This is a genomic window from Pseudoxanthomonas sp. SE1 (genome assembly GCF_029542205.1).
GTDB lineage: Bacteria > Pseudomonadota > Gammaproteobacteria > Xanthomonadales > Xanthomonadaceae > Pseudoxanthomonas_A.
Genome location: NZ_CP113783.1, coordinates 3,527,235 through 3,552,086 on the forward strand (window position 1 = coordinate 3,527,235; position 24,852 = coordinate 3,552,086).

Below are 24,852 nucleotides of genomic sequence, written 5' to 3' on the forward strand. Positions count from 1 at the left end.
GCATCTTCCTATTTCAGCGGCGCCGCCATGATCAACGGCGACAGGTCGTAGCCCATGGCCTCGCCCCGGGCCTTCAGCTGCTCGAACTGCGCACGCTCCATCGAGGGTTCGCGCGACAGGATCCACAGGTAGTCGCGGCCGGGCTCGCCCACCATCGCCCACTGGTAATCCGGATCGAGCGCGATCACCCAGTAGTCTGCCCATGCCCAGGGTAGCCATGACAGCCATTCGGGGGCGAAGCGGACCTCCAGCCGACCCGGGTGACCTTCCACCGGGCGTGCCACGCCCTGGGCCTGGTCGATGCTGCCGTCCTTCGTCCTGCACGCGTTGAGCACACCGATCTTTCCGGGTGCATCCAGCGAATAGCGCGCGGTGATGTCGCCCACGCACTGCTTCTGGAATGCCATGGGCAGGTGCGCGATCTCATGCCACTGGCCGGCATAGCGCGAGATGTCCAGGTGTGGCACCGAGGTGACAGGCGCGGCGGCCTGCACGGAGAACATGCTGCAGGCCAGCAGTGCGGCAACGGCGATCGGGATCAGGTACCGGCGGTTCATCGGTCGCTCCTTGATGGATGAGAAGGGTGCAACGCATACGCCAGAGACAGAGAAGCGGATGCACCCTACGCTGGAGTGCATCCGCTCCGTGCCACAACTCGGTGCAACGATCTACTTCGCGGCGAGCGTCAGCCCACTGGCTTCGACACTCGATACGCCTTTGATCTGGCTGGCCACTGCGATGGCCTTGTCCTTCTGCGCCTGGTTGGCGACAGCGCCAGTGAGCGTCACCACGCCGTTGACGGTCTCGACCTTGATGTCGAGCCCGGACACGTTTTCCGTGGCCAGCAGGTCGGCTTTCACCTTGGTGGTGATCCAGGTGTCGTTGACGGGCTGCGAGGAGTCGTTCTGCGCATTCTCCTCAGGCTCGTTCGGGGGATTGTCCGCCAGCACATGGGCACTGGAGAACAACAGGGCCGTCGACAGAGCGGCGGTCAACAGCGAACGGGTGCGTACATGGGTCATGGTCATCCTCCTCTTGTGTTGCGCCACGAGTGTCCGTGCGCCGGCGTACAACGCACGTGAAAGAACGCGTGTCGTTCAGTTACGCGTTGCGCGACGTTCACGCAGGTGGACAGGTGATCAACGCGCGTATTGCACCTACCATGTCCGCTGGCTCCTGGAATCGCCCGCATGACTGACACACTCAACGTCGCACTGGTCGGCTATGGTTTCGTGGGCAAGGTGTTCCACGCGCCCCTGATCCAGGCCACGCCCGGGCTCGCACTGCATACGGTGGTTTCGCGCGACGCCGGCAAGGTGCACGCCGACTGGCCCCGCATGCTCGTCACCGCCGATACGCGCGCGGCCTTCGCGGATCCCGCCGTGGATCTGGTCGTCATCGCCTCGCCGAACGACTCGCACGCGCCGCTGGCGATCGAGGCGCTCGGCCAGGGCAAACATGTGGTGGTGGACAAACCGTTCACCCTCACGCTACGGGAAGCGCGGGAGGTCGTGGCGGCGGCGGCGCACGCGGGACGCGTGGCGAGCGTGTTCCAGAACCGTCGTTGGGATGGGGATTTCCTGACCGTGCGGCGCTTGATCGACGAAGGCCGGCTCGGGCGCGTGGCCGAGTTCCACTCGCACTTCGACCGCTTCCGCCCCGCCGTGCAGGACCGCTGGCGCGAGCGCGACGAACCCGGTGGCGGGCTGTGGTACGACCTGGGTCCGCATCTGCTGGATCAGGCGTTGCAGCTGTTCGGTGTTCCCGAGGCGATCAGCGCCGACATCGCCCGCCTGCGCGATGGCGCACGCGCACCGGACTATGTCGACGCCACGCTCCGCTACCCGCACCATCGCGTCATCCTGCATGCGTCCACGCTGGTGGCGGGCAACGGCCTGCGTTTCGCGGTGCATGGCACGCGCGGCAGCTATCTCAAGCACGGGCTGGACGTGCAGGAAGACCAGCTGCGCGCGGGCGTGGTGCCTGGCGCGCCGGGCTGGGGTGTGGACACACGTGCGGGCGAGATCGTAGCCGAACGCGACGGCCGCCTGGTCACCGAAGTCGCGCAGGCCGAGGCCGGCGACTACCGCCGCTACTACGCCGGCATCCGTGACGCGATCCTGCAGGGCACCGCGCCCCCGGTGACGACACAGGAAGCGCTGGACGTGATGCGCCTGATCGAGCTGGGCGTGCAGAGTAGCGAGGCGCAGCGCGCGATCCCGCTGGACTGACTGCCTCCCTGTAGGAGCGACGTAAGTCGCGACCGCAAGGCCGGAACAACCGGGACACCAGACATCAAGTGCATTGTGCCCACCCAGACGACGGGTCGGGACCGGGCCTGGGATCTTGTGTCGCGGATGGCGTGCGGTCGCGACTTACGTCGCTCCTACAGGAACACAGAATCAGGCCATCGCCTTGCCGCGATACGTCCGGTGGTGCGCCATCGCCAGCATGGCCTGGTCTTCGTGCGTATCGCCGTAGGCATGGATGGCGGCATACGCCTGCGGGTCGCACAGCGCGCGCACGCGACGCACCTTCTCCTCGCCGACGCACTGCGGCCCGGCATAGCCGGTGATGCGCCCTTTGCGTTCGGCCAGCACCGAGCACAGCAGGTCGACACCCTGCGCCGCGCACCACGGCACGAGGTAGACATCCAGTCCGCCCGACACCACGACGATGCGGTCGCCACGCTCGCGATGCCACGCCAGTCGCGCCATCGCCTCGGGCCGCAGCACACCGGGCAGCACGTCATGTGCGAAGGCTGCGCCTTGCGCCCGCAGGCGTTCCGCATCCACGCCGCGCAGGCCCACCTGCACGATGCTGGCCCGGGTCGGATTGCCCGCCACCCAGCCACGCCGGTAGCCGAACACCACCGGCGCCAGCAGCACGCTGCCGACCAGCAGCCGCGAACGCGCGACGGCCTGGCGCATGAAATCCGGAAACGTCTCGCGCGTGGTCAGCGTACCGTCGAAGTCGAAGAGCGCGAGGTCCCGTCCGCCCTCGTGCTCAGTGGCCACCATGCGGTGCCGCCGTCTCGGGTTCGGCCTGGGCGCTTTCCAGCTCCTCGGCCAGCAGCTTCTGCATCTCGGGCATCAGGCTGCCCATGCGCGACTGCATCGCCTCCATCGAGTGCTGCATGACCACCGGCATCTTGTCGACCACCGCCTGCCCGGCCGGCGTCCGGTAGAACGCGAGCATGCCCTGCACCTCGTCTTCGGTGAACGACTTGCCGTAGATGTCGACGTACATCGGCGCCAGCACCTCCCACGACAACTCCTTCTTCATCAACGCCATCATGCGCGTGCTGAGCCGGTCGACGCGTGCCTGCTGTTCGGCAGACAACGTACCCCCGAACGCCTGGCGCATCGAACCCGCGTACATGGCATCCATCTGGGCATAGACCTGGTCCAGCATCTGGCGCGTCTTCGTGACGTCCAGCAGCTCGCGCACCGAGGTTTCGCTGGCCGGCGCGGCGGCGGCAGTGAATATGGGCGACACCACGACAAGCAACAGGCACAGCATCCACTTTTTCATGCGTCCTCCTATGCGGCGCCGACCTTGGCGCCCGCGCAGCATAGGACATCTCCCGTGCCGCTTACCCGTCCGCTTCCAGCAACCGGGCACCGGGACCCTCCTCGCCCAGTTCGTCCCACGGATTGCGCAGCGGGCACGCCTTCAACGACAGGCAGCCGCAGCCGATGCAGCCGTCGAGCTGGTCGCGCAGGCGGGTCAGGCTGGCGATGCGGGCCTCCAGCGCGGCATGCCAGCGCGCGGAGAGTTTCTTCCAGTCGGCGGCGGTGGGCGTGCGGTTCTCGGGCAATGAGGACAACGCGGACTGGATCTCAGCCAGCGGAATGCCGGTACGCTGCGCCACCTTGATGACGGCCACGCGGCGCAACACTTCGCGCGGATAGCGGCGCTGGTTGCCGGCATTGCGCCAGCTGTGGATCAGCCCCTTCGCTTCGTAGAAGTGCAGCGTGGACACCGCGACGCCCGCGCGCGCGGCCACCTGGCCGACGGTGAGTTCCGTTTCGACGGGCGGATGCTGTTTTCCAGGCATGGCGGATTGACCTCAAGAATGGTTGAGGTTCTACCCTGCCACCCCGCCTCCCTGCAACCCGTCCCCATGCGAGATCCACTTCATCTGGCCCTGCTGTACGGCAGCACGCGCGAAGGTCGCTTCTGCGACACCGTCGCCGATTGGTTGCGCGCGCAGCTGGCCTTGCGGCGCGACTACACTGTCGATGCCATCGATCCCACCCTGCTTGATCTTCCGCACCGCCACGGCGGCGCACCCAGCGCCGACCTCGTGAATCTGCAACAACGCATCTGGCGCGCCGACGCCTTCGTGGTGGTGGTGCCGGAGTACAATCACGGCTATCCCGCCGCGTTGAAGTTCGTGATCGATTCGGTCCAGGCCCACTGGCAGGCCAAACCGGTCGCGTTCGTCGCCTATGGGGGCCACAGCGGTGGCGTCCGTGCGGCGGAACAGCTGCGGCAGGTATTCTCCGGCCTGCATGCGGTGCCGGTCCGTGATGGCGTGTATTTCGCCCAGGCGTGGGACCGTTTCGATACCAATGGCAGGCCACGCGAAGGCGATGCCAGCGAACGCGCCGCCCGCCGCATGCTGGACCAGCTGGCCTGGCATGGCCACGCGCTCCGCCAGGCGCGCGCGGCCTGGCCCTATCCCGCCGGCTGAGCCGGTACGTTTTCCCCGGCGCGCCGATGCGCGCCCACGATGGACCGACCCGATGTTCCGATTCTTCGAAACCCGCATCAATCCGTATCCCAAGGGCGAACCCGCCACACCGCCCCGCAAGCTGCTGCCGTTCCTGCTGCACTATTCGCGGCCGCTGTTGCCGTGGCTGATCGCGATGTCGGTGCTGACCGGTGTGATCTCCGCGCTGGAGATCACCTTCTTCGACTACATGGGGCAGCTGGTCGACTGGATGGGCAGCACGGGCCGCGACAGCTTCCTGCAGGTGCATGGGCAGACGCTGTTGTGGATGGGCCTGCTGGTGGTGGTGGCCTACCCGCTGCTGGTGCTGGTGCAGTCGCTGATCATCCACCAGACCATCTTCGGCAACTACCCGATGATCGCCCGCTGGCTGTCGCACCGTTACCTGCTGCGGCAGAGCGTGGGCTTCTTCCAGGACGAGTTCGCCGGCCGCATCTCGCAGAAGGTCATGCAGACCGCACTGTCGATCCGCGAGACGGTGATGAAGCTGATGGACGTGTTCGTCTACGTCGTCGTCTACTTCGTCGGCACCGTGGTGCTGGTGGCGCAGGCCGATGTGTGGCTGGTGCTGCCGCTGGTCGTCTGGCTGGTCAGCTACCTGGTGCTGGTGTTCCACTTCGTGCCGCGCCTGCAGAAGGTCTCGATGGCGCAGTCGGACGCGCGTGCGCAGATGACCGGCCGCATCGTCGACAGCTACACCAACATCCAGACCATCAAGCTGTTCGCCCACACCATGCGCGAGCAGGACTACGCCCGCGGCGCGATGGACGAGTTCATGGTCACCGTGCACGCGCAGATGCGGCTGGTCACCCAGCTGACCGTGGCCCTGCACACGCTCAACGCCTTCCTGCTGGCCAGCATCGCCGGTGTGGCGATCTGGGCGTGGCTGCAGGCATCGATCTCGATGGGCGCCATCGCGGTGGCCATCGCGCTGGTGATGCGCATCCGCTCGATGTCGGACTGGATCCTGTGGGAAGTGGCCGGCCTGTTCGAGAACATCGGCACCGTCGAGGACGGCATGGGCACGCTGGCGCAGCCGCTGGCCATCGCCGATGCCAAGGACGCGAAAGACCTGGACGTCGCGCACGGCGAGATCCGCTTCGACCACGTGAAGTTCCACTACGGCCGCGAGGCCAAGGTGATCGACGACCTGTCGCTGGTCATCAGGCCCGGCGAGAAGGTCGGCATCGTCGGCCGCTCCGGCGCCGGCAAGTCGACGCTGGTGAACCTGCTGCTGCGCTTCTACGACGTGGAAGGCGGACGCATCCTGATCGACGGCCAGGACGTGGCGCACGTCACCCAGGAATCGCTGCGCCGGAACATCGGCATGGTCACCCAAGACACCTCGCTGCTGCACCGTTCGATCCGCGACAACATCCGCTACGGCCGCCCGGACGCGACCGAGGAAGAACTGCTGCAGGCCTCCGAGCGCGCACATGCGGACGAGTTCATCCGCGGGCTGACCGACGCCAAGGGCCGCAGCGGCTACGACACCCAGGTGGGCGAGCGCGGCGTGAAGCTGTCCGGCGGCCAGCGCCAGCGCGTGGCCATCGCGCGTGTACTGCTGAAGGACGCACCGATCCTGGTGCTGGACGAAGCGACTTCGGCGCTGGATTCGGAAGTCGAAGCCGCCATCCAGGAACAGCTGTACGCGCTGATGGAAGGCAAGACCGTCATCGCCATCGCCCACCGCCTGTCCACCATCGCCGTACTCGACCGCCTGATCGTGATGGACGGCGGCCGCGTGATCGAAAGCGGCAGCCACGAGGAACTGCTGCAACAGGACGGCCTGTATGCCGCGCTGTGGCGCCGCCAGTCGGGTGGTTTCATCGGCGTGGATCTAGAAGAGACTGAAGCCTGACGTTCCCTGCTCCCCGCTGCGCAGAAACGTAGGGTGGGCCCGGCCCACCGTCGCCATGCCAGATCACGCGCGGCATGGCGCGTTGTTGCGAGGGTGGGCCAGGGCCCACCCTACGGGGTCCTGGCGCCGCCAGTCCGACGACTTCATCGGCGTGGATCCGCAGGAGACCGAAACCTGACGTTCCCTTCTCCCCGCACGGCGGGGAGAAGGTGGCCGGAGGCCGGATGAGGGGCGAGCGCGATAACAGCCCCTACGCGGTCTGCGTCCGACGTTGGAAGCGGTCCGTCGGCATCGACACTACAGGCTCCGTCGCCCCTCACCCGCCTTCGGCACCCTCTCCCCGCTGCGCAGGGAGAGGGGAGCTGTCTCGCCGTGCTTGTGCCTGAAAGAAGACGACGCCCTTTATTCCTTCTCCCCACCGCGTGGGGAGAAGAAAAAACGCCGGGTTTCCCCGGCGCCTTTTTGCATCATCGTACGCGAATCACGACAGCCAGCCGCGCCCCTTCGCCTTGCCGCTGTACCACCACAGGAACAGCGCGATCACCACCAGCACCACCGGCATCGCCAGTCCCGCCGCGCCGTAGGCCGCCCATGCAGGCGTCACCACGTATGCGCCGATGATCTGCACCAGCAGCGCGACCAGCGAGAGCAGGAACATCGTGGTGGCCCAGCGCTTCTTCAGCAGCAGCCCCACCGCGCCGAGCACGCCGCCGAACACGGCAACGGCGAACGCGATGTTGATCCAGCCGGGCGTGCCTTCGTAGACCTGCCGCTGCGGTGCGGTCATCAATGCCAGTTGTTCGCTGGACATGTTCACCTGCATGTACCAGAACGCCACGCCGATCAGGTTCCAGACCAGCGCGAACACCGCGATGATCCAGTAGCCCGTCGAACGCTTCACCGTCGTTGTGGTCGTCATCTTCCCTCCCCAGGGTTGGTTGTTGGACCGGGAGGGAGCATAGCGCCACCGCACGCGATACGCGCGTTACGGTCGGCGCGCGGTCAGGCCTCGTCCTGCCCCCATGCGTCGATCTCGACCATGCCGTCACCGTCGACGCTCACGCGCACTTCGATGGGCTTGCAGCAGACATGGCAGTCCTCGATGTAGCGCTGGTCGCCGGCCGAATCATCCACGACCAGCGTGATGACTTCCCCGCAGTACGGGCAGGCGATGTCGGCGGACGGCAGGTGCGGCATCAGGCCGAGCCCAGCGCCGTCACCGACGCGATACGGTCCAGCCACAGGTAGTGCGCCACCTCCGGGCGCGTGCCGTCGTCGATGCGCACCACCGCATTGAAGCCCTCACGGCCTTCGGCGTCGCGGAACACCTGCACGCTGGGACGCACCGGCACGATGCCGGTGATCGAACCGCCATCGGTGAGCTTCAATTCCACCTTCGCCTCGTCCGGCAACTGCAGGATCAGTGCCTCCATGCGGGCGATGTCGTCCTGCCGGGTGTAGAGATGCTGCGGCGCCTGCGTCATGGTCCTACTCCGTGCGAATGCGGCCCCACCCTAGTCCCGGCCTGGTAAGCGGCCGTGAACACGTCAGCGCAGCAGGCGCAGCACGTCCTCGGCCGCGGCTTCGGACGAGGCGGGATTCTGTCCCGTCACCAGCCTGCCATCGGTCACCACGTACGACTGCCACACGGCGCCGCGCTCGTAGCGTCCGCCGTTCTTCTTCAGCACGTCTTCCAGCGAGAACGGCACCACGTCGGCCAGCCCGACCGCCGCTTCTTCCTGGTTGGAGAAGCCGGTCACGCGCTTGTCCTTCACCAGCGGTTCGCCCAGGGCGCCCCGCGTGTGCCGGAACACCGCCGGTCCATGGCACACCGCCGCCACCGGCTTGCCGGCGGAGAACGCCTGCTCGATGAGCCGGATGGAATCGGCATCCTCGGCCAGGTCCCACAACGGACCGTGCCCGCCCGGATAGAACACGGCATCGAACTCGCCATCCACCACGTCCTTCAGGCGCAGCGTGCCGGCCAGCGCGGACAGTGCGTCCGCATCCTCGTTGAAGCGCACGGTGGCGGCCGTCTGCGCATCGGGCGCGTCGCTCTTCGGGTCCAGCGGAGGCTGCCCGCCCTTCGGCGACGCCAGCACGACCTCCGCGCCCGCATCCTTGAACACGTAGTACGGCGCGGCGAATTCCTCCAGCCAGAACCCGGTCTTGAGCCCGGTATCGCCCAGGCGATCATGGGAGGTCAGGACCATCAGGATCTTCATCGGCGTTTCCCTCGTGTCGATGCGGCCAGACTAGCGCTGCCTGCGATAAGGCCAGGTGAGCCTAGCCCTGCTTCACCGCATGCCCGCCGAACTCGTTGCGCATCGCCGCCAGCAGCTTGTCGGCGTAGGAATCGTCATCGCGCGAGCGCAGGCGTTCCAGCAGCGACAACGTGATCACCGGCGCGGAGACATTGAGGTCGATGGCCTCGGCCACGGTCCAGCGGCCTTCGCCGGAATCGGCCACGTACGGCGCGATGCCCTGCATCTCCGGATTCTTCTTCAGCGCATCGGCGGTCAGGTCCAGCAGCCACGAGCGCACCACGCTGCCTTCGCGCCAGATGTCGGCCAGCGCGCCCAGGTCGAAATCCATCTCCTGCTTCTTCTTGAGGATGGCGAACCCCTCGGCATAAGCCTGCATCATTCCGTACTCGATGCCGTTGTGGACCATCTTGGCGAAGTGGCCTGCACCGCTCGGGCCCACCCGGCCCCAACCGCTGTCCCGCGCGGGCGCCAGCGTGGCGAACACCGGCTCCAGGCGCGCCACCGCCTCGGCGTCGCCGCCGATCATCAGGCTGTAGCCTTCCGCCAGGCCCCACACGCCGCCGCTGGTGCCGCAGTCGACGTAGTGAATGCCGGCATCGGACAACAGCGCGGCACGCCGCTGGGTGTCCTTGTAGTTGGAATTGCCACCATCGATCACGGTGTCGCCTGCCGACAGCAGCGGCCGCAACTGGTCCAGCGTGTCGTCGACCACGTGCCCGGCCGGCACCATCAGCCACACCACGCGCGGCGTGGGCAGCGACGACACCGCGTTCTGCAGGTTCGCGTGCACGACGATGCCGCGCGCCTCCGCCTGCTGGCGCGCAGCATCGCCCGGATCGTAGCCGCGCACCGCGTGGCCGCCGCGTACCAGCCGTTCGGCCATGTTGGCGCCCATGCGCCCCAGCCCGATCATCGCCAGTTCCATGTGTACTCCCGTGTAGTCAGTCAAGAATGAAAAGGTGCCCGCGCATTGTCCGCCCTGCGCACGGCGATGGCGCGCATGCGCGTGCGGCGACTCATGCGGCCAGCAGCCAATCGCGCAGCACCGCCGCGGTTTCCTGCGGCACTTCCAACGGGGGCAGGTGTCCGCAGCGCGCGAACACATGCAGACGCGCACCGGGAATATGTTCGTGCAGGATCCGGGATTCCTCCGGCAGCGTCATGCGGTCGTCCTCGCCCACGCCGACCAATGTCGGCACGGCCAGGGTGGGCAGCAGCGGCAACGAATCGGGACGGTCGATGATGGCGCGCTGCTGGCGCAGGAACGCATCGCGGCCGACACGCTGCGCCATGGCCATCACTTCCGCACCCACGGCGTCATCCACCCGGCTCTCGTGCACCAGCTGCGGCAGCAGCTTGCGGGTGACCCCGGCGAAGCGGCCGGATGCGGCCATCGCCAGTCCCGCCCGGCGCACGGCGAGCCGCTTCGGCGGATCCAGGCGCGCGCTGGTGTCCAGCAATGCCAAGCGTGCCACGCGTTGCGGCGCCTGGCGCAGGATCTCGAACGCGACATAGCCGCCCATCGACAATCCCGCCAATGCGAACACCGGCGGCGCCGTGGCCAGCACGCGCGCGGCCATGCCGGCGACGCTGTCGTCCAGGGTGAGGTCAGCGTGATGCACGGTCGCGACGTCGGCCAACGCCACGGCAGGCTGCTGCCACAGGTGCTCGTCACACAGCAGGCCGGGCAGCAGGAGCAGGGGAAATGAAGCCATGCCGCCAGTGTAATCACCCGCCTGCCCAACCACCGCCGATCGCCGCCGACGGTCCGTTCCACATCCGCAACACACCCGCCTGCGTAAGCTGGAGCCACCCCTCACGAGTCCGCTCCATGCGCGTCCTGATCACCGGCGGCACCGGCTTCATCGGCCAGGCCCTCTGCACCCGCCTGCTGCGGGCCGGCCACACCGTCAGCGTGCTGACACGCGACCCGGCCCGCGCCCGCGCACGGCTGCCGGCCGTGCACGCGTTCGCCTCTCTGGAGGAGGCCAGCGACATGGAGGCAGTGGTGAACCTGGCCGGCGAACCGCTGATGGCCGGGCGATGGAACGCGGAGCGCAAGGCGGCCTTCATCGCATCGCGGATCGGCACCACGCGGGCGCTCATCGCATGGATGGCGCGCCAGGCCGCGCGACCGCGCGTGCTGGTCTCCGGCTCGGCGATCGGCTACTACGGCCCGCGCGACGACGTGGCGCTGGATGAGTCCGCCGCACCCGGCGACGACTTCGCCGCACGCCTGTGCCGGGACTGGGAAACCGAAGCCATGCAGGCCGAAAGCCTGGACGTCCGCACCTGCCGCATGCGCACCGGCATCGTGCTGGGCACCGGGGGCGGCGCGCTGGCGAAGATGCTGCCCCCGTTCCGCATGGGCGTGGGCGGACCGATGGGCGATGGCCGGCAATGGATGAGCTGGATCCATCGCGACGACCTGGTCAGCCTGATCCAGTGGTTGCTGGAGCGCGACCAGGCCGGCGGCGCCTACAACGGCACCGCACCCACGCCGGTGACCAATCGCGACTTCGCACGCGCGCTGGGCAAGGCCCTGCGTCGCCCCGCCGTACTGCCCACGCCGGCCTTCGCGCTGACCCTCGGCTTCGGCGAGATGGCCCAGCTTCTGCTCACCGGCCAGCGTGTGCTGCCTGCTCACGCCCTGGCGGAGGGATTCACGTTCCGCTTTCCCACGCTGGAGACGGCGCTTGGAGACCTGCTGCAGCGCCCGGCGAGGTGACCGCGGCCGCCCGCGGGACGTTTTGCCTGAGCCACCAGCCCATGTGTGAGTGGAACGAGGCTTTTCGCCTCGTGCGCCAGCCCGGATGAGAGAAGCGCCAGGCTTTTTTGCTGCCGCGTCAGGCTCTGTGTGAGTAGAGAGAGGCTGTTCGGCTGGCACGTCAGGCTTGATGAGAGAAGAACGAGGCTTTTCGCCTCATGCGCCAGCCCGAATGAGAGAAGCGCCAGGCTTTTTGGCTGCCGCGTCAGGCTCTGTGTGAGTAGAGAGAGGCTGTTCGGCTGGCACGTCAGGCTTGATGAGAGAAGAACGAGGCTTTTCGCCTCATGCGCCAGCCCGAATGAGAGAAGCGCCAGGCTTTTTGGCTGTCGCGTCAGGCTCTGTGTGAGTAGAGAGAGGCTGCTCGGCTGGCACGTCAGGCTTGATGAGAGAAGAACGAGGCTTTTCGCCTCATGCGCCAGTCCGAATGAGAGAAGCGCCAGGCTTTTTGGCTGTCGCGTCAGGCTCTGTGTGAGTAGAGAGAGGCTGCGCGGCTGGCACGTCAGGCTTGCTGAGAGAAGAACGAGGCTTTTCGCCTCATGTGCCAGCCCCAATGAGAGAAGCGCCAGGCTTTTTGGCTGCCGCGTCAGGCTCTGTGTGAGTAGAGAGAGGCTGCTCGGCTAGCACGTCAGATGGTGTCAGGAGGGTGTCAGGAATTTTGTGTGCCAGGCCAACCATGACGGCACCAAGGAACCTGTATATCTCGCAAGAAGAAGGAGCCGGCCCTGAGGCCGGCAGTGGAGCTGCCGAAGGAACTGCTTGAGCAGCTGGTACCCGGTCCCATGAACCCGGCCGCGCTGGAAGCGGTGTTCCAGCAGCCACGGTGGCGTCGATCACGACGATCTTCATCGCCTGCCGACGGAGGCGTAACGTCCGCGCACTTACGGTCGGGACGTTCCTTCCAGGAGTGCGTCATGGCCACCAAGAAGCGCGTCAACCGTCCGCAGGCCCAGCGCCGCCAGCCCGGTCGCCAACCGCGGATGCAGCCCGAACCCGAAACCATCCGCCCCGGCTACCGCGGCAGCGGCCGGCTCGCCGGCAAGGTGGCGCTGGTGACCGGCGGCGACAGCGGCATCGGGCGCGCCGTGGCAGTGCATTTCGCGCATGAGGGTGCCGATGTCGCGATTGCCTACCTGGAAGAAGATCGCGATGCACGGGAAACGCAGCGCTTGATCGAGGCCACGGGGCGGCGCGCCCTGGCATTGCGCGGCGACCTGACCACACCGGCCCGCTGCCGCCGCGTGGTCGCGCGCACGGTGAAACAGCTCGGCGCGCTGGACGTGCTGGTCAACAACCACGCGCAGCAGTACCCCGTGGATGCGCCGGAAGACCTGACGCCTGCGCGCCTGCGGCATACCTTCGAGACCAACCTGTTCTCGTTCTTCCACCTGGTCGACGCCGCGCTGGACCACCTGCCGGAAAAGACCGGCTGCATCATCAACACCGGCTCGGTGACTGGCGTGCGTGGCCACGATACGTTGCTGGACTATGCCGCGACCAAGGGCGCGATCCATGCGATGACGTTCTCGCTGGCCAAGTCGCTGGCGGACCGGGGTATCCGTGTCAACGCGGTCGCGCCGGGACCCATCTGGACGCCGCTGATCCCGGCCTCGTTCACCCGCAGGCAGGTGGCGGAATTCGGCTCGGACACGCTGATGAAGCGCCCCGGCCAGCCGTCGGAAGTCGCGCCGGCGTATGTGTTCCTGGCCAGCGAGGATGCGCGCTACATCACCGGGCAGCTGATCCACGTCAACGGTGGCGGGCATATCTCGGCGTGAAACCACGCACCGCATACTGACGACATCGTTCCGGTGTCCTCGCCCATGCCGACGCTCCGCCTCTACCGTCCCGACGACGCCTCCACGCTGGCCGATCTGTACGCCAGATCCGTCATGCACTACGGCCCGCGTGCATACACCGCGGCGCAAGTGACCGCATGGGCGGCGACGGCGACTGTCGAGGGAACGGAAGCACGTTGCCGTGACGGACGCCTCGTGCTGGTTGCGCAGGATGGCACAGGAGCGGTGCTGGGCTTCGGCGACATGGAAGACGACGGGCACCTCGACTTTCTCTACATCGCTCCGGAAGCCGAGGGCATGCGCGTAGGTTCGTTCCTCTACGCCGCACTGGAGGCGCATGCGCGGCACTTGCACGTGCCGCGCATCTTCGTGGAGGCCAGCGAACTGTCGCGGCCGCTGTTCGAGCGCCGCGGCTTCCTGATGCTGGGCCGCAACGCTCTGTCGCTCGGCGGCGTGGCCATCCACAACTACCGGATGGAGAAGCGGTTGCTGGTGTGATGGGCCATCACGCCGGGCTTCCACTCACCCGTAGGCCGGGTTGGAACGAAGCGCAATCGCGGCATCCACGGGCTACCTGCGATCCGCCTTCACCTGCTGCGCCTCGCGCGCCTGCCGTGCCATGTCCTCGTAACGTGCGCGCAGGGTGTCGAGTTCCTTCTCTTCCATTTCCTCCAGGTCGAGCAATGCGTTGTTGGCGTTGCGCGAGACGCGGATGAGCTCATCCAGCTTGATCTGCATGGCTTCGGCATCGCGGTTCTGGGTGTTCTGGATGAGGAACACCATCAGGAAGGTGATGATGGTGGTGCCGGTATTGATGACGAGCTGCCAGGTATCGCTGAACCCGAACATCGGGCCACTGACCGCCCACGCCAGCAGCACCGCCAGCGCCAGCACGAAACACGTGGGCCTGCCGCTGAACGTGGAAGCCGCCTTGGCCACGCGCGTGAACAGGGAGTGGGACGACATGGCGGGCGATCCTGTGCATGGCAAGGCAGGCAAGGTAATCCCTTGCACGAAGGCGGGCGTGAACAGGGGCGTTTCGCGGACAGGCAGTGCCCTCGACCGCGTCGCCGCCAGCGCATCGCCTGCGGCGACGGCGTTAGCATGCGGCATGGATGTCGCCGCCCTCAAACGCCACTGCAGGTCTTTGCCCGGCGCCGTCGAACAACGGTACGACGCACCGGCCAACATCCTGGTGTATGCAGTGGGCGGCAAGCGCTTCGCCTACTTCAAGACCAGTGAACCGGAGCGGTGGCGTTTCAGCTTCAAAGTCCCGCCGGAGCGTTTTCTTGAACTGACCGACCAGCCCGGCATCAAGCCTGCCCGCTGGCTGGGGCATCACCGCTGGGTCACGGTGGTGGACGTGTCCGCCATGCCGGCCGGTTACCTGAAGGACCTGGTGGCGTGGTCCCACCGGTACGCCTGGGACAGGTTGAGCCGGCGGCAGCGTGCCGAGATCCAGGAAGGGGCGTCGGCGCCGGACGGAAAGGTCCGCTGAGCGCCACGCGCCCCGAATGAAGAAGACCGGCCCGGCGTGTCGATTCCAGGCACGCCGGTTCGTCGGAGAAAAGAAGCAGGGCCGGCCGGGCCTGCACCATCACCCAAGGAGCGCACCATGAACGTCAATCCCTACCTGATCCTCAATGGCGACTGCGAGGCCGCCTTCACCTTCTACGCGCAGGCCACCGGCGGCACGCTGGGCCCGATGATGCGCTTCGAGGGCACCGAAGGCTGCGAGGACATGCCGGCCGAGTACAAGCAGAAGATCATGCATACGCATGTGATGTTCGGCCAGACCGTGCTGATGGGGTCGGACAACCACCCGGCCCATCCGTACGATGGCGTGAAGGGCTGTTCGGTGTCGCTGTCGGTGGACAGCATCGCCGATGCTGAACGCATCTTCGCCGCGCTCTCCGATGGCGGCCAGGTGACCATGCCACTGGCGCAGACCTTCTGGGCGGTACGCTTCGGCATGCTGGTCGACAAGTTCGGCGTACCGTGGATGATCAACTGCGAGAAGGATGCCTGATGCCCGTGCGGGGACGTCATGCACACGGTGATGCCCCTGTTCGCTGCGCTGCGACTTTCACCGATCGCGGCGCCGTGGTGTGATGCGCGGCATGTCGACGACCCCTACCCATCGCGCGATCGATGCCGTCTGGCGCATCGAATCCGCACGCGTGATCGCCGGTCTCGCCCGCATGCTGCGGGACCTGGACCTGGCCGAGGAACTGGCGCAGGACGCGCTGGTGTCCGCCCTGGAAACCTGGCCCCGTGACGGCGTGCCGGACAATCCGGGGGCCTGGCTGATGACCACCGCCAAGCGCCGCGCGATCGACCGGTTGCGGCGGCTCCAGCTGCTGGACCGCAAGCACGAGGAGCTGGCGCGCGAACTGGAGGACGTGCAGGAGGAACGGCGCGCGCGTGACGAGGACGCGCTGGACCACGACATCGACGACGACCTGCTGCGGCTGGTCTTCGTGTCGTGCCATCCGGTGCTGTCGATGGAGGCCCGCGTGGCGCTGACGCTGCGCCTGCTGTGCGGGCTGACGACGGACGAGATCGCGCGCGCGTTCCTGACCTCGGAACCCACCGTCGCCCAGCGCATCGTGCGCGCCAAGCGCACGCTGGCCGAGGCCGACGTGGCGTTCGAGGTGCCACGCGGGGAAGAACTGCAGGAGCGTCTTTCGTCGGTGCTCGGCGTGGTGTACCTGGTCTTCAACGAAGGGTACTCGGCCACCAGCGGTGACGGCTGGATGCGGCCCGCGCTGTGCGAGGAAGCGCTGCGGCTGGGCCGCATGCTGGCCGCACTGGCGCCGCGCGAACCGGAAGTGCACGGGTTGGTCGCGCTGATGGAGATCCAGGCCTCGCGCCTGCACGCGCGCACCGGCAAGGACGGTGAGCCGGTGTTGCTGCTGGACCAGGATCGTGGCCGTTGGGACCACCTGCTCATCCGGCGTGGCCTGGCCGCGCTGGAGCGTGCCGAGCAGCTGGGCGGTGCATTCGGCCCGTATGCCCTGCAGGCCGCCATCGCCGCCTGCCATGCCCGCGCCGGTACGGCGGACGCGACGGACTGGGCGCGGATCGCGACGCTGTACGCGGCATTGGCACAGGTGAATCCGTCACCGGTGGTCGAACTGAACCGCGCGGTCGCGGTGTCGATGGCTGCCGGCCCGGCCAGTGCGTTGCCGCTGGTGGACCGGCTACGCGACGAACCGGCGATGAAGCAGTACCACCTGCTGCCCAGCGTCCGCGGCGACCTGCTGTTCAAGCTGGACCGCCGCGACGAAGCACGTGCGGAATTCGAGCGCGCAGCGGCGATGACCCGCAACGCACGCGAGCAGGCCCTGCTGCTGGCGCGCGCGCGCGAATGCGCTGCCGGATAGCAAGCCCCGTTACATCCAGCGCGACAGGCGGATCTCGGGCCCGGCCAGCGCGGCGGTCTGGTCGTAGTCCAGTTCGCGCAGTTCCTGCGAGGTGTGTTTCACCAGGTCGCTGACTTTCAACCGTCGCCTGTCTCCATGGCCCCCTGCCAGCATCCGGCGCCAGTTCTTCACCAGCGCATAGGTGAACGCGCCATGCTGGACAGCGCCGTGCTCGTATTCGTATGCGAACTCGCCTTCCTGGCACGCGTACACCAGCAGCGGCATGTACGGCCCCTTGTGGCCGAGCTTCTTGCGCATCTGGCGCGCCTGGCCCAGTGGCAACGTGCGTACCGGCAATGCGTAGCCCAGGCGGCCGCTCATGTCGCCCAGCGGCATGGTGTCCTGGTCGACGGCCAGCTGCTTGCGCTCGGTGAGTTCCAGTTCGCGCGGCACCCACATCTCCCTGGCGGCGTCCCACTTCATCGCACGATGGCGGATATCGTCCGGCGGGTTGAGTCCGCGCATGCGCGCCGGACCGCCCTTGGCCATGCCGCCGGAATGGCAGCAGTCCAGCAGGATGCTGAAGTCCACGTCGTACGGCAGCTGCACGTAGCGCTCGAACAGCCAGTCGTCGGTGAGCGCGGTGTCCTCCGTCCAGTCGAAGTCGTAGGGCACCAGCGTCTCGTCCATGCGATCGACGCGGTCGCCCAGACCGTAGCTGGGCAGCTGGGCGCCGTGCCCGCTGTAGTACAGGATGCGCTGGTCGCCGCTGCGCACGCCTTCGAGCAGCCAGTCCACGCGTTCGCGGATGCCGTCGGCGGTGGCGCGCTCGTTCAGCACCACGCGGATGTCGCCGGCATCGAAGCCCTGTTCCTGCAGCATCGCGCTCATCAGGAAGACGTCGTTGACGCAGCCGGCCAGGCGCTGGTCCGGGTCGGGATAGTCGTTGATGCCGATCAGCAACGCACGCTTGCGCGGCGTCGCCACGCGGCAGGCGACCGGCCTCTGTTCGCGCAGGGCACGGGTGATGCGCGTGGTTTCATCGTTGAGCACATCGAACCAGAACGTGCTGATGGCCTGCGGATGGCGCAGGTACTCCTCGGCCGCATGGTCGGCGTTGCCGGGAATGTCGAAATGCGTGTCGACCTGGCGGAAGTTGTCCGCCGTGATGGACACGCGGGCGGTGAACACCGAATCGAAGCGGTTGTAGAGGTGGTACCAGAAGCGCGCCTTCTCGATCGCGCTGAGCCGGCCGGCCTGGTACTCGCCGCGCACGAAGGGATTGCCGATCTGCGAGCCCAGCGATGCGAAGTAGCGGCCACTCGCGGTGGCGCGCGTTTCTTCATGGGTGAAGGTGTCGTAACAGACCAGTGATCCGAGACTGTGGCCCAGCACCACATGCGGTTTCGTCGCCTCGATGCGCTGCACAAGGCGCGTGCGGGTCTGCTTGCGGAACGTTGCGCTCTCGACCCACTTCACCACCATGCCGGCAGTGTGGCGCAGCTTCGAATCGTCCCCGCGCGCGCGCCTGAACGGGGCGGTGATGCCGTTCGCCAGCAGTCGCGCCAGTGCTTCGAGCGTGTCGCCCAGGCTGACCTTGTGCTGGGCGAAGATGTCGTCGTAGTGGCAGTACTGGATGTCGAGCGCACGCTCGGCATCGACCTGGCGGCAGGCGTCGTGGATCGCCGCCTCCCACTGCTGCTGCCATGCGCCGCCCGGCGGATGCTGCCCTACGCCATGCACGCACAGGATACGTAGTGCCGTTGCCATCGCTGCTTCCTCCCTGATGTGGTCCCGGCGTCCGCGCAGGCGAGGTGACCTCGCATGGCGTGGATGCCCGGCCGACAGTATCGGAGCAGCGGGTCGCATGCCGTGACACGGGCAGCACTCCGTCGCCGCAGGGCAACCGGCTCCTCAGGGAAGCCACCGCACGGCAGGGAGCGCGCGGTTCATCCCTGACAACGCCAGGCAGTGGCGGGGGCGGACACCGGTCAGGCGGCGGGGCCGAGGTAATCCAGCTTGCCCAGAGGCACCCCGTTGTGGCGCAGGATGGCGTAGGCGATGGTCACATGGAAGAACAGGTTCGGCAGTGCGAAGCCGAGCAGGTAACCGCGACCATTGAACGTCAGGTCGCCGCGCGAGCGCGTGGACAGCGTGACCGCACGATCTTCGCTGCCCTCGAAGGCGCTCTCCTCGAAGGTGCCGAGATACGCGGATACGGCATCCAGTCGCGCGAACAGCTCGGCGAACGTGGTCTCAATGTCCTCGAAGCGCGGCGATTCGACACCGGTCAGTCGCGCGGCACCGAACTTCGCGGTATCGGTCGCCATCTGCACTTGTCGCACCAGTGGCAGCATGTCGGGATACAACCGCGACTGCAGAAGGACGGCCGGTTCATACCCTTGCGCGCGCGCATGCGCTTCGCCCTTCTCCAGGACCAGGCGCAGGTTGCCCAGCGCACGCAGGAAGACGGGGACCGAAGCCTGGTACATCGAAAGCGCTGCGCTCATGGCGGAGTTCCGTGGAAAGTGAAGCGCGAGCATAGTCGGGCGACGGCGCATTGATTAGCCACCTTTCGCGGGAGAATGCATCCCATCGCGCGAGTCCCGCGCGGAAACACCTGCGTGACGCGCAATGGATGCGCGCTTTCCTGCGTTCCATTCGCGGGAAGGTGCGTCGCCATCATCGATCTTGGGCAGCATCGGGCTGCGCCCATCTTCTCCGTGCAACGACAGCTGCCCTGGCATTCCGCCCGGACCTGTCGCTGGCAACACCGCTCTCCCTCCCCTCGCGGTGTTCCTGCTGGAGTTGATGGCAATGAAGAAGAACAAGATCCTGTCCCGCACCCTCCTCGCCCTGCTTGTCGGTGCTTCCGCATTCGGTGCGCAAGCCGCCGACAAGGGGTTCCATGTCGGCGCAGGCGTGGGCCAGTCGCTGGTGGACGAAGCCGGTTACGACGACGAGGACACCGCGTTTTCCGTGTTCGGTGGTTACCAGTTCAATCGCTGGTTCGGTCTTGAAGGTGGTTACGCAGATCTCGGCAAACTGGAAACCAACGGCATCGGCCGCGACATCGAAGCCAGCTCGGTCTACCTGACCGCAGTGGGCACGGTGCCCTTTACCGACACGTTCTCCGGCTACGCCAAAGCCGGCTTCCAGCGCTGGGACCTGGATACTGCGCTGCCGGGCGTGACCGGCACCACGGACGACAACGGCACCGACCCGGTCTACGGCGTCGGCCTGCAGTACCGGCTCAACGACAAGGTCGCCCTGCGTGGCGAATACAGCCGCTTCGAAGTGGAAGATGCCGATCTTGACCTGGCGCAACTCCAGGTCCGCTACGACTTCTGAGCTGCATCCCACCGCAAGCCCGGAGCCGCTGGTCCTGCCAGCGGCTCTTCTTTTTCTGCGGATGATGCGACTGCGTTAGCATCGGCGGCCTCCCTGCTTCCGAGATCCCCATGCCCGCCTGGACCGATCACATCCGCGACGTGCCCGACTTCCCCAAGCCCGGCATCCTGTTCAAGGACATCACGCCGGTGCTGGCGGATGCGGCCGCATTCGCCGATGCGATCGCCTCGCTGGCCGAGCCCTGGCGGAGTGCAGGCATCGACGCGGTGGTGGGCGTGGAAGCGCGCGGCTTCATCCTGGGCGCCGCGCTGGCGCACGAGCTTGGCGTGGGCTTCGTGCCGGTACGAAAGCCAGGCAAGTTGCCCGCCCATACGCTCGCGCTGGACTATGGGCTGGAGTACGGCCGTGATCGCCTTGAAATCCATGCGGATGCCATGACGGCCGGTGCGCGCGTTGTCGTGATCGACGACGTACTGGCCACCGGCGGCACGCTCAAGGCGGCCGTGCACCTGGTCGAACAACAGGGCGCTACCGTTGTCGGGACGGGCGTGCTGGTCGAACTCGGCTTCCTGGGCGCGCGCAGCGCATGGAACCACCCCGCGCCGCTGCACGCGTCCGTGGTGTTCTGACATCCATTGGGTCGCCGCGTCGCGCGGCCACCGCATTCAATCGACGACGCGGGTCACGTAGGCGCCCGTACCCACGACCAGGAAGGTGTCGTTGTCGATGCGGCGCACTCGGCTTCCATCTTCCAGCACATACGTGGGCGTCCCGGGATGGTCGCCATGCGCAGCGTCTTCTTCGTTTCCGCGATGTACCTGGATCCGGCAGCGACGACCCGAAGCATCCTGCGCAGTGAAGACATGCGTGCTCATGCGGCGTACTCCTGGCGGCGGGGTGGCCAAGCATAGGTCTCGACGCGTTAAGCACCCCGAAGCGGGACGTAAGCAATCCGTGTGTTCGCGAAAAAACGAGGGGGAGGCGTTGCACCTCCCCCTCAGGCGCCGAAGCGCGAGACCCGTCATGTGTCGGGCATGACGGACCATGGACCGGTTCCTTGGGGATTTGGGCCGGTCCACCTACCTGTCAGACGGGGAGTGCCGACAGATAGTTGTCGGGAGAAGAGGATGCCCATCCGGCACCTGTGCCTGCAGAAGCAGGCCTCCCTCCCTTTGATGAATCCCCGCGCATATCGCGCGACGACGATGAGCCGTCACGCGATGCTGCACGGGTTACCTCGCTCGGGACTGACTTCAAAAATGCGTCCCGCATTCCGCTTTTTCCGCATGCCGCGCCACACTGTCACGATGCGCGCATTGCCCGGCTGAGATGCTTGGTGTTGTTGCGATGCAGGTAGCGCTCGACGAGGCCCTGCAGATCGCGGGCACGCTGGTCCTGCTGGTCGAACCGCGCAAGTACCTCGTTCCAGTTGCCGTCCTGCGCCCAACGGATGAAACGGACGTAGATGCCGTGCCAGGAGCCGAACTCGCGCGGCAGATCCGACCAGTACGCGCCCGTCTGCGCTACCCAGAGGACGGCCTCGATGAACCGGCGCGCGTTGCCGCCATGGCGCGCACGCGCGCCTACCCGGCCCGGCAGGGCCTGCATCAGGAAATTCCATTCTTCGGTGCTGAGCCGCTGCGTGATCGGCCACTGGCTGATGGCGCGCGGTCCCAGGCCCTGGGGCAGCGGCCAGGCTTGCACTCCCGCGGCGATGCCGGACTGTCCTGTCACGCGCTCGCTGCCTTCTTCACGCAGCGTGCCGACCAATGCGTCATGCCGCATCCGGGGAGCCCCCATCCATCACCCGGGCGGATCCCCGCGCCGTGGTCATGACGGCGCAGCCGCCCACTTCACAGACTCGCTTCAGATTACGCATGACACCTCTCTCTTGCTGGTCGATCGTTCGCTCTGGAACACCCATGCCCAACGCCCCTTCACCTTCCGGGGAAGGCCCCTCCTGCGACGGCACCGCCGCGAATGCGCCGTTACGGCTTGCATGTCGAGGCGCAGCCGGGTGATATATGGGACGAAATCGTGATGAAAGGCACAGTCCGGACATGAGAGATAAGCGGGACCCGGATGGCACTGGGCCTGACGTGGGCAGCGTGCTGCGCTCCCAGAACACCGACGACCTGCCACCTCCGGACCAGGCGTCAGTCACCCAGCTGCTGTGCGATGTGGAGAAGGGGCAAGCCGGGGCCTGGAACCAGATCTACGCGTTGCTGTACCGCGACCTGCACCAGATCGCCCGGTCGCAGATCCGCCAGCAGCGCCGCAGCCATGTGAGATCACCCACCTCGCTGATCAGCGAGACCTGGCTCAAGCTCGCCAGTGCCGATTTCAGCGTCGAAAATCGCGCCCATCTCGTGGCCCTGGTGGCGCGCGCGATGCGTTTCGTGCTGCTGGACGAAGTACGGCGCGCGTTGGCGGAGAAGCGCGGCGAAGGCATGGACCTGTTGCCGCTGGACGAAAACACGGAGCCGGCGCAGACCTCCAGGCTGGAACAATTGCTGATCCTCGATCAGGCCCTGAACGACCTTGCCAAGCTGGATGCCCGGCTGGCGCAGGTGGTGGAGATGCGCTATTTCGGTGGCCTCAGCGAGCTCGAGATCGCCGGCGTGCTCAAGGTGACCGAGCGCACCGTGCGCCGGGATTGGCGCAAGGCGCGTGCCTTCCTGTTCAGCCACCTCGGTGACGGCGAGTTGCCTGAACCGCTTTGACCGGGCAGGTCACGTATCTTTCATTACGCGCCACGTCCTGGATCGCAGCCGGAAGGCGAATGATCCCGATGTGAGCAAGAACCTTCCTCTCCCTCAAAGGTCCACGGCCCCGGAAGCGGGGCCGTTGTCGTCATCTGCCAAGGGGGCGATGTGATGAAGACCTGCCTGACCCACGCCCTGCACCTGTTCGACGCCTATTCCGACATGGCGGATGAAGAGCAGTCGGCGGCGCTGGCCGTCCTGAGACGGACCGACCCGATCCTGCATGATGCGCTGGTCCACCTGCTGGTCACCGACGCACTGGACCATGAGATGGACGTGCCGCCCTGGAGCATCCACGCCCCGGGCACTTCCATGCCGGGCGACGACGCGCCCGATGGCGAGACGGCGCAACCGGCAGGCGGGCTCGCGCGCCACGCCTGACAGCGATGCCAACCTGCGGCTTGTCGCGCACGCCGATGCAATGCGGGGAAGGCCTGCGGCGCGATGCTGCAGCCTCGGACCACCGTCCGCGTCATGAGGGCACGCCGCCATGTCTCCCATGCAGGGCTATCCCGCCGGCCGCACCGCGCTGCTCTTCATAGATCCCTACAACGACTTCCTCGCGGAAGGGGGAAAACTCTGGCCATTGGTCGCCGACGTCGCGCGCAGCGTGGATCTGCATGCCCATCTGCGCACCGTGGTGTCCTGCGTCAGGCAGGCGGGATTGCCCGTGTTCATCGTGCCGCACCATCGCTCGGAACCCGATGATTTCAATGGCTGGGACCACCCGACGCCCTACCAGCTGGGCGCGGCACGCGTGCAGCCCTTCGCGAAGGACAGCTGGGGCGGGGAGTGGCATCCGGACTTCGCGCCACAACCTGGCGACATCGTCGCCAAGGAGCACTGGGGCGGCAGTGGATTCTCCAATACCGATCTCGATTACCTGCTGAAACAGCACCGCATCACCCACGTGATCCTGGTGGGCCTGATCGCCAACACCTGCATCGAAACCACGGGCCGGTTCGCCTCGGAATTGGGCTATCACGTGACCCTTGTCCGCGATGCCACCGCAGCCGCCAGCGCGGCCGCGATGCATGCCGCGCACGAGATCAACGCGCCTACTTACGCGCACGCGATCCTGACCACCGAGGGCCTGGTCGATGCCCTGACCGCCCGCGCGCGCGGTTGACCTGCGTCCGTCCTACCTCCGCAACGACCACGCCGCGTAATCCGTCGCCGCAATGCGGGCAATCCCCGTGGGCAGCAGCGTGTCGTCATCCAATGGCATGCCGAAATACGGGGCGTCGGCCGCGGCCCTGACCTCGCGCGGATCGCCACAGGACCGCAAGTGATCGGCAACGAATGTGGCCATCGGGCGCGCCTGCGGCCCGGCGATCTCCACGATGCCCTCCGCCGGTGTCGAATCAACCACCACCGCCAGCATGGCGGCCACATCATCGGCCGCGATCGGCTGCATGCGTGCGCTCGGCAGCAGGATGTCATCGCCCTGCATGCCGGACTGCGCGATGCCATCCAGGAACTCGAAGAACTGCGTCGCACGCACCAGGGTGTATGGCACGCCGCCGGCCCGGATGCGCTGCTCCTGCGCCCACTTGGCGCGGAAATAGCCGCTTCCCTGCAGGCGCTCGGTACCCACCACCGACAATGCCACGTAGTGACGCACGCCGGCGTGCGCTGCGGCTGCCAGCAGGTGTCCGGTGGAGGCTTCGAAGAACGCCTTCACCGCCGCGTCCTCGAACGAAGGCGCATTGGCGACATCGACGACCACATGGGCCCCCTCGAGGGCGGCTGCCACGCCTTCCCCGGTCACTGCATCCACACCGGTGGACGGCGCTGCAGCCACCACGTCATGCCCCTTGGCCTTGAGCAGCGCGACCAGGCGCTTCCCGATCAGACCGGTACCTCCCACAACGACGACTTTCATGGATCGACTCCCTTGGGTTGGATGGAATGACGGCAACCGGAGCCGTCATGTCTCCCA

At 66.9% G+C, this 24,852-nt stretch carries 32 protein-coding genes; 15 read left to right on the forward strand and 17 right to left on the reverse strand.

What is annotated here, in order from left to right; all coding sequences use genetic code 11:
- Window positions 1-8: 8 nt before the first annotated feature.
- Together OY559_RS16700 and OY559_RS16705 are read right to left on the reverse strand one after the other, a co-directional pair.
- On the reverse strand, window positions 9-557 hold the full coding sequence (locus tag OY559_RS16700; protein ID WP_277727371.1) for a lipocalin family protein: 549 nt from the start codon (window positions 555-557) through the stop codon (window positions 9-11).
- 111 nt (window positions 558-668) lie between these two features.
- The gene (locus OY559_RS16705) at window positions 669-1,022 is read right to left on the reverse strand and encodes a BON domain-containing protein (RefSeq protein ID WP_277727372.1); all 354 of its coding nucleotides are present in this window, start codon (window positions 1,020-1,022) and stop codon (window positions 669-671) included.
- 168 nt (window positions 1,023-1,190) lie between these two features.
- On the opposite strand from OY559_RS16705, the gene OY559_RS16710 reads away from it, so the two are divergent.
- Entirely contained in the window at window positions 1,191-2,231 is a 1,041-nt protein-coding gene (locus OY559_RS16710; protein ID WP_277727373.1) for an oxidoreductase, read from the forward strand.
- 171 nt (window positions 2,232-2,402) lie between these two features.
- On the opposite strand, the gene OY559_RS16715 is transcribed toward OY559_RS16710, so the two are convergent.
- The 3 genes from OY559_RS16715 to soxR form a co-directional block, all read right to left on the reverse strand.
- Window positions 2,403-3,020 (reverse strand): HAD family hydrolase, encoded by a 618-nt coding sequence (locus OY559_RS16715; RefSeq protein ID WP_277727374.1) that lies wholly within the window; start codon window positions 3,018-3,020, stop codon window positions 2,403-2,405.
- Entirely contained in the window at window positions 3,007-3,534 is a 528-nt protein-coding gene (locus tag OY559_RS16720; RefSeq protein ID WP_277727375.1) for a DUF2059 domain-containing protein, read from the reverse strand. The genes OY559_RS16715 and OY559_RS16720 overlap by 14 nt, the downstream gene beginning before the upstream one ends.
- A gap of 61 nt (window positions 3,535-3,595) precedes the next feature.
- Window positions 3,596-4,060: a redox-sensitive transcriptional activator SoxR gene (gene soxR, locus OY559_RS16725; protein WP_277727377.1), complete on the reverse strand. Its 465-nt coding sequence runs from the start codon at window positions 4,058-4,060 to the stop codon at window positions 3,596-3,598.
- 66 nt (window positions 4,061-4,126) lie between these two features.
- Between soxR and OY559_RS16730 the strand changes: the two genes are divergently transcribed.
- Window positions 4,127-4,699, forward strand: coding sequence for an NADPH-dependent FMN reductase (locus OY559_RS16730; RefSeq protein WP_277727378.1), 573 nt, complete (start codon window positions 4,127-4,129; stop codon window positions 4,697-4,699).
- 52 nt (window positions 4,700-4,751) lie between these two features.
- Window positions 4,752-6,599 (forward strand): ABC transporter ATP-binding protein, encoded by a 1,848-nt coding sequence (locus OY559_RS16735; RefSeq protein ID WP_277727379.1) that lies wholly within the window; start codon window positions 4,752-4,754, stop codon window positions 6,597-6,599.
- 481 nt (window positions 6,600-7,080) lie between these two features.
- Here the strand turns inward: OY559_RS16735 and OY559_RS16740 are convergent, their stop codons facing one another.
- From OY559_RS16740 to OY559_RS16765, 6 genes are all read right to left on the reverse strand, one after another.
- Window positions 7,081-7,518: a hypothetical protein gene (locus tag OY559_RS16740; RefSeq protein WP_277727380.1), complete on the reverse strand. Its 438-nt coding sequence runs from the start codon at window positions 7,516-7,518 to the stop codon at window positions 7,081-7,083.
- Window positions 7,519-7,601: 83 nt separating this feature from the next.
- On the reverse strand, window positions 7,602-7,796 hold the full coding sequence (locus OY559_RS16745; protein ID WP_277727381.1) for a CPXCG motif-containing cysteine-rich protein: 195 nt from the start codon (window positions 7,794-7,796) through the stop codon (window positions 7,602-7,604).
- Window positions 7,796-8,083: a DUF3247 family protein gene (locus OY559_RS16750; protein WP_277727382.1), complete on the reverse strand. Its 288-nt coding sequence runs from the start codon at window positions 8,081-8,083 to the stop codon at window positions 7,796-7,798. The genes OY559_RS16745 and OY559_RS16750 overlap by 1 nt, the downstream gene beginning before the upstream one ends.
- A 63-nt stretch (window positions 8,084-8,146) precedes the next feature.
- Entirely contained in the window at window positions 8,147-8,824 is a 678-nt protein-coding gene (locus OY559_RS16755; RefSeq protein ID WP_277727383.1) for a type 1 glutamine amidotransferase domain-containing protein, read from the reverse strand.
- Window positions 8,825-8,885: 61 nt separating this feature from the next.
- Entirely contained in the window at window positions 8,886-9,791 is a 906-nt protein-coding gene (gene gnd, locus OY559_RS16760) for a phosphogluconate dehydrogenase (NAD(+)-dependent, decarboxylating) (RefSeq protein WP_277727384.1), read from the reverse strand.
- Window positions 9,792-9,882: 91 nt separating this feature from the next.
- A complete protein-coding gene (locus tag OY559_RS16765; RefSeq protein ID WP_277727385.1) occupies window positions 9,883-10,581 on the reverse strand; it encodes an alpha/beta fold hydrolase in 699 nt (232 codons plus the stop codon).
- 116 nt (window positions 10,582-10,697) lie between these two features.
- Between OY559_RS16765 and OY559_RS16770 the strand changes: the two genes are divergently transcribed.
- From OY559_RS16770 to OY559_RS16785, 4 genes are all read left to right on the forward strand, one after another.
- Entirely contained in the window at window positions 10,698-11,594 is an 897-nt protein-coding gene (locus OY559_RS16770) for a TIGR01777 family oxidoreductase (protein ID WP_277727386.1), read from the forward strand.
- 129 nt (window positions 11,595-11,723) lie between these two features.
- Window positions 11,724-12,254, forward strand: coding sequence for a hypothetical protein (locus OY559_RS16775; RefSeq protein ID WP_277727387.1), 531 nt, complete (start codon window positions 11,724-11,726; stop codon window positions 12,252-12,254).
- A 290-nt stretch (window positions 12,255-12,544) separates the two neighbouring features.
- The gene (locus OY559_RS16780) at window positions 12,545-13,408 is read left to right on the forward strand and encodes an SDR family oxidoreductase (RefSeq protein ID WP_277727388.1); all 864 of its coding nucleotides are present in this window, start codon (window positions 12,545-12,547) and stop codon (window positions 13,406-13,408) included.
- Window positions 13,409-13,453: 45 nt separating this feature from the next.
- Window positions 13,454-13,927 (forward strand): GNAT family N-acetyltransferase, encoded by a 474-nt coding sequence (locus OY559_RS16785; RefSeq protein WP_277727389.1) that lies wholly within the window; start codon window positions 13,454-13,456, stop codon window positions 13,925-13,927.
- Between the two features lie 72 nt (window positions 13,928-13,999).
- Here the strand turns inward: OY559_RS16785 and OY559_RS16790 are convergent, their stop codons facing one another.
- A complete protein-coding gene (locus tag OY559_RS16790; RefSeq protein WP_277727391.1) occupies window positions 14,000-14,395 on the reverse strand; it encodes a low affinity iron permease family protein in 396 nt (131 codons plus the stop codon).
- Window positions 14,396-14,540: 145 nt separating this feature from the next.
- On the opposite strand from OY559_RS16790, the gene OY559_RS16795 reads away from it, so the two are divergent.
- The 3 genes from OY559_RS16795 to OY559_RS16805 all read left to right on the forward strand — a co-directional run bounded on the left by OY559_RS16795 (window position 14,541) and on the right by OY559_RS16805 (window position 16,815).
- Entirely contained in the window at window positions 14,541-14,927 is a 387-nt protein-coding gene (locus OY559_RS16795) for an MmcQ/YjbR family DNA-binding protein (RefSeq protein WP_277727392.1), read from the forward strand.
- Between the two features lie 117 nt (window positions 14,928-15,044).
- Entirely contained in the window at window positions 15,045-15,458 is a 414-nt protein-coding gene (locus tag OY559_RS16800) for a VOC family protein (protein ID WP_277727393.1), read from the forward strand.
- 91 nt (window positions 15,459-15,549) lie between these two features.
- Window positions 15,550-16,815 (forward strand): RNA polymerase sigma factor, encoded by a 1,266-nt coding sequence (locus OY559_RS16805; RefSeq protein WP_277727394.1) that lies wholly within the window; start codon window positions 15,550-15,552, stop codon window positions 16,813-16,815.
- Between the two features lie 9 nt (window positions 16,816-16,824).
- Here OY559_RS16805 and OY559_RS16810 read toward each other — a convergent pair whose 3' ends face one another.
- On the reverse strand, window positions 16,825-18,564 hold the full coding sequence (locus OY559_RS16810; protein WP_277727395.1) for a caspase family protein: 1,740 nt from the start codon (window positions 18,562-18,564) through the stop codon (window positions 16,825-16,827).
- 221 nt (window positions 18,565-18,785) lie between these two features.
- A complete protein-coding gene (locus tag OY559_RS16815) occupies window positions 18,786-19,304 on the reverse strand; it encodes a DUF1993 domain-containing protein (RefSeq protein WP_277727396.1) in 519 nt (172 codons plus the stop codon).
- A gap of 307 nt (window positions 19,305-19,611) precedes the next feature.
- On the opposite strand from OY559_RS16815, the gene OY559_RS16820 reads away from it, so the two are divergent.
- Both OY559_RS16820 and OY559_RS16825 read left to right on the forward strand, forming a co-directional pair.
- Window positions 19,612-20,145 (forward strand): outer membrane beta-barrel protein, encoded by a 534-nt coding sequence (locus OY559_RS16820; protein ID WP_277727397.1) that lies wholly within the window; start codon window positions 19,612-19,614, stop codon window positions 20,143-20,145.
- A gap of 110 nt (window positions 20,146-20,255) precedes the next feature.
- Window positions 20,256-20,774 carry an adenine phosphoribosyltransferase gene (locus OY559_RS16825; protein WP_277727398.1) on the forward strand — a complete coding sequence of 173 codons (519 nt, stop codon included), beginning with the start codon at window positions 20,256-20,258 and terminating at the stop codon, window positions 20,772-20,774.
- Between the two features lie 36 nt (window positions 20,775-20,810).
- Here OY559_RS16825 and OY559_RS16830 read toward each other — a convergent pair whose 3' ends face one another.
- Window positions 20,811-21,020, reverse strand: coding sequence for a hypothetical protein (locus tag OY559_RS16830; RefSeq protein WP_277727399.1), 210 nt, complete (start codon window positions 21,018-21,020; stop codon window positions 20,811-20,813).
- A gap of 427 nt (window positions 21,021-21,447) precedes the next feature.
- Entirely contained in the window at window positions 21,448-21,915 is a 468-nt protein-coding gene (locus tag OY559_RS16835) for a transposase (RefSeq protein ID WP_277727400.1), read from the reverse strand.
- Between the two features lie 290 nt (window positions 21,916-22,205).
- Between OY559_RS16835 and OY559_RS16840 the strand changes: the two genes are divergently transcribed.
- The 3 genes from OY559_RS16840 to OY559_RS16850 all read left to right on the forward strand — a co-directional run bounded on the left by OY559_RS16840 (window position 22,206) and on the right by OY559_RS16850 (window position 24,039).
- Entirely contained in the window at window positions 22,206-22,868 is a 663-nt protein-coding gene (locus OY559_RS16840; RefSeq protein ID WP_277727401.1) for an ECF-type sigma factor, read from the forward strand.
- Between the two features lie 153 nt (window positions 22,869-23,021).
- Complete coding sequence (locus tag OY559_RS16845; protein ID WP_277727402.1) at window positions 23,022-23,291, forward strand: hypothetical protein; 270 nt, start codon at window positions 23,022-23,024, stop codon at window positions 23,289-23,291.
- A 109-nt stretch (window positions 23,292-23,400) separates the two neighbouring features.
- Window positions 23,401-24,039, forward strand: a complete 639-nt coding sequence (locus tag OY559_RS16850) for a cysteine hydrolase family protein (RefSeq protein ID WP_277727403.1) — start codon at window positions 23,401-23,403, stop codon at window positions 24,037-24,039.
- 12 nt (window positions 24,040-24,051) lie between these two features.
- On the opposite strand, the gene OY559_RS16855 is transcribed toward OY559_RS16850, so the two are convergent.
- Window positions 24,052-24,795, reverse strand: coding sequence for an SDR family oxidoreductase (locus OY559_RS16855; RefSeq protein ID WP_277727404.1), 744 nt, complete (start codon window positions 24,793-24,795; stop codon window positions 24,052-24,054).
- Between the last annotated feature and the right edge of the window lie 57 nt (window positions 24,796-24,852).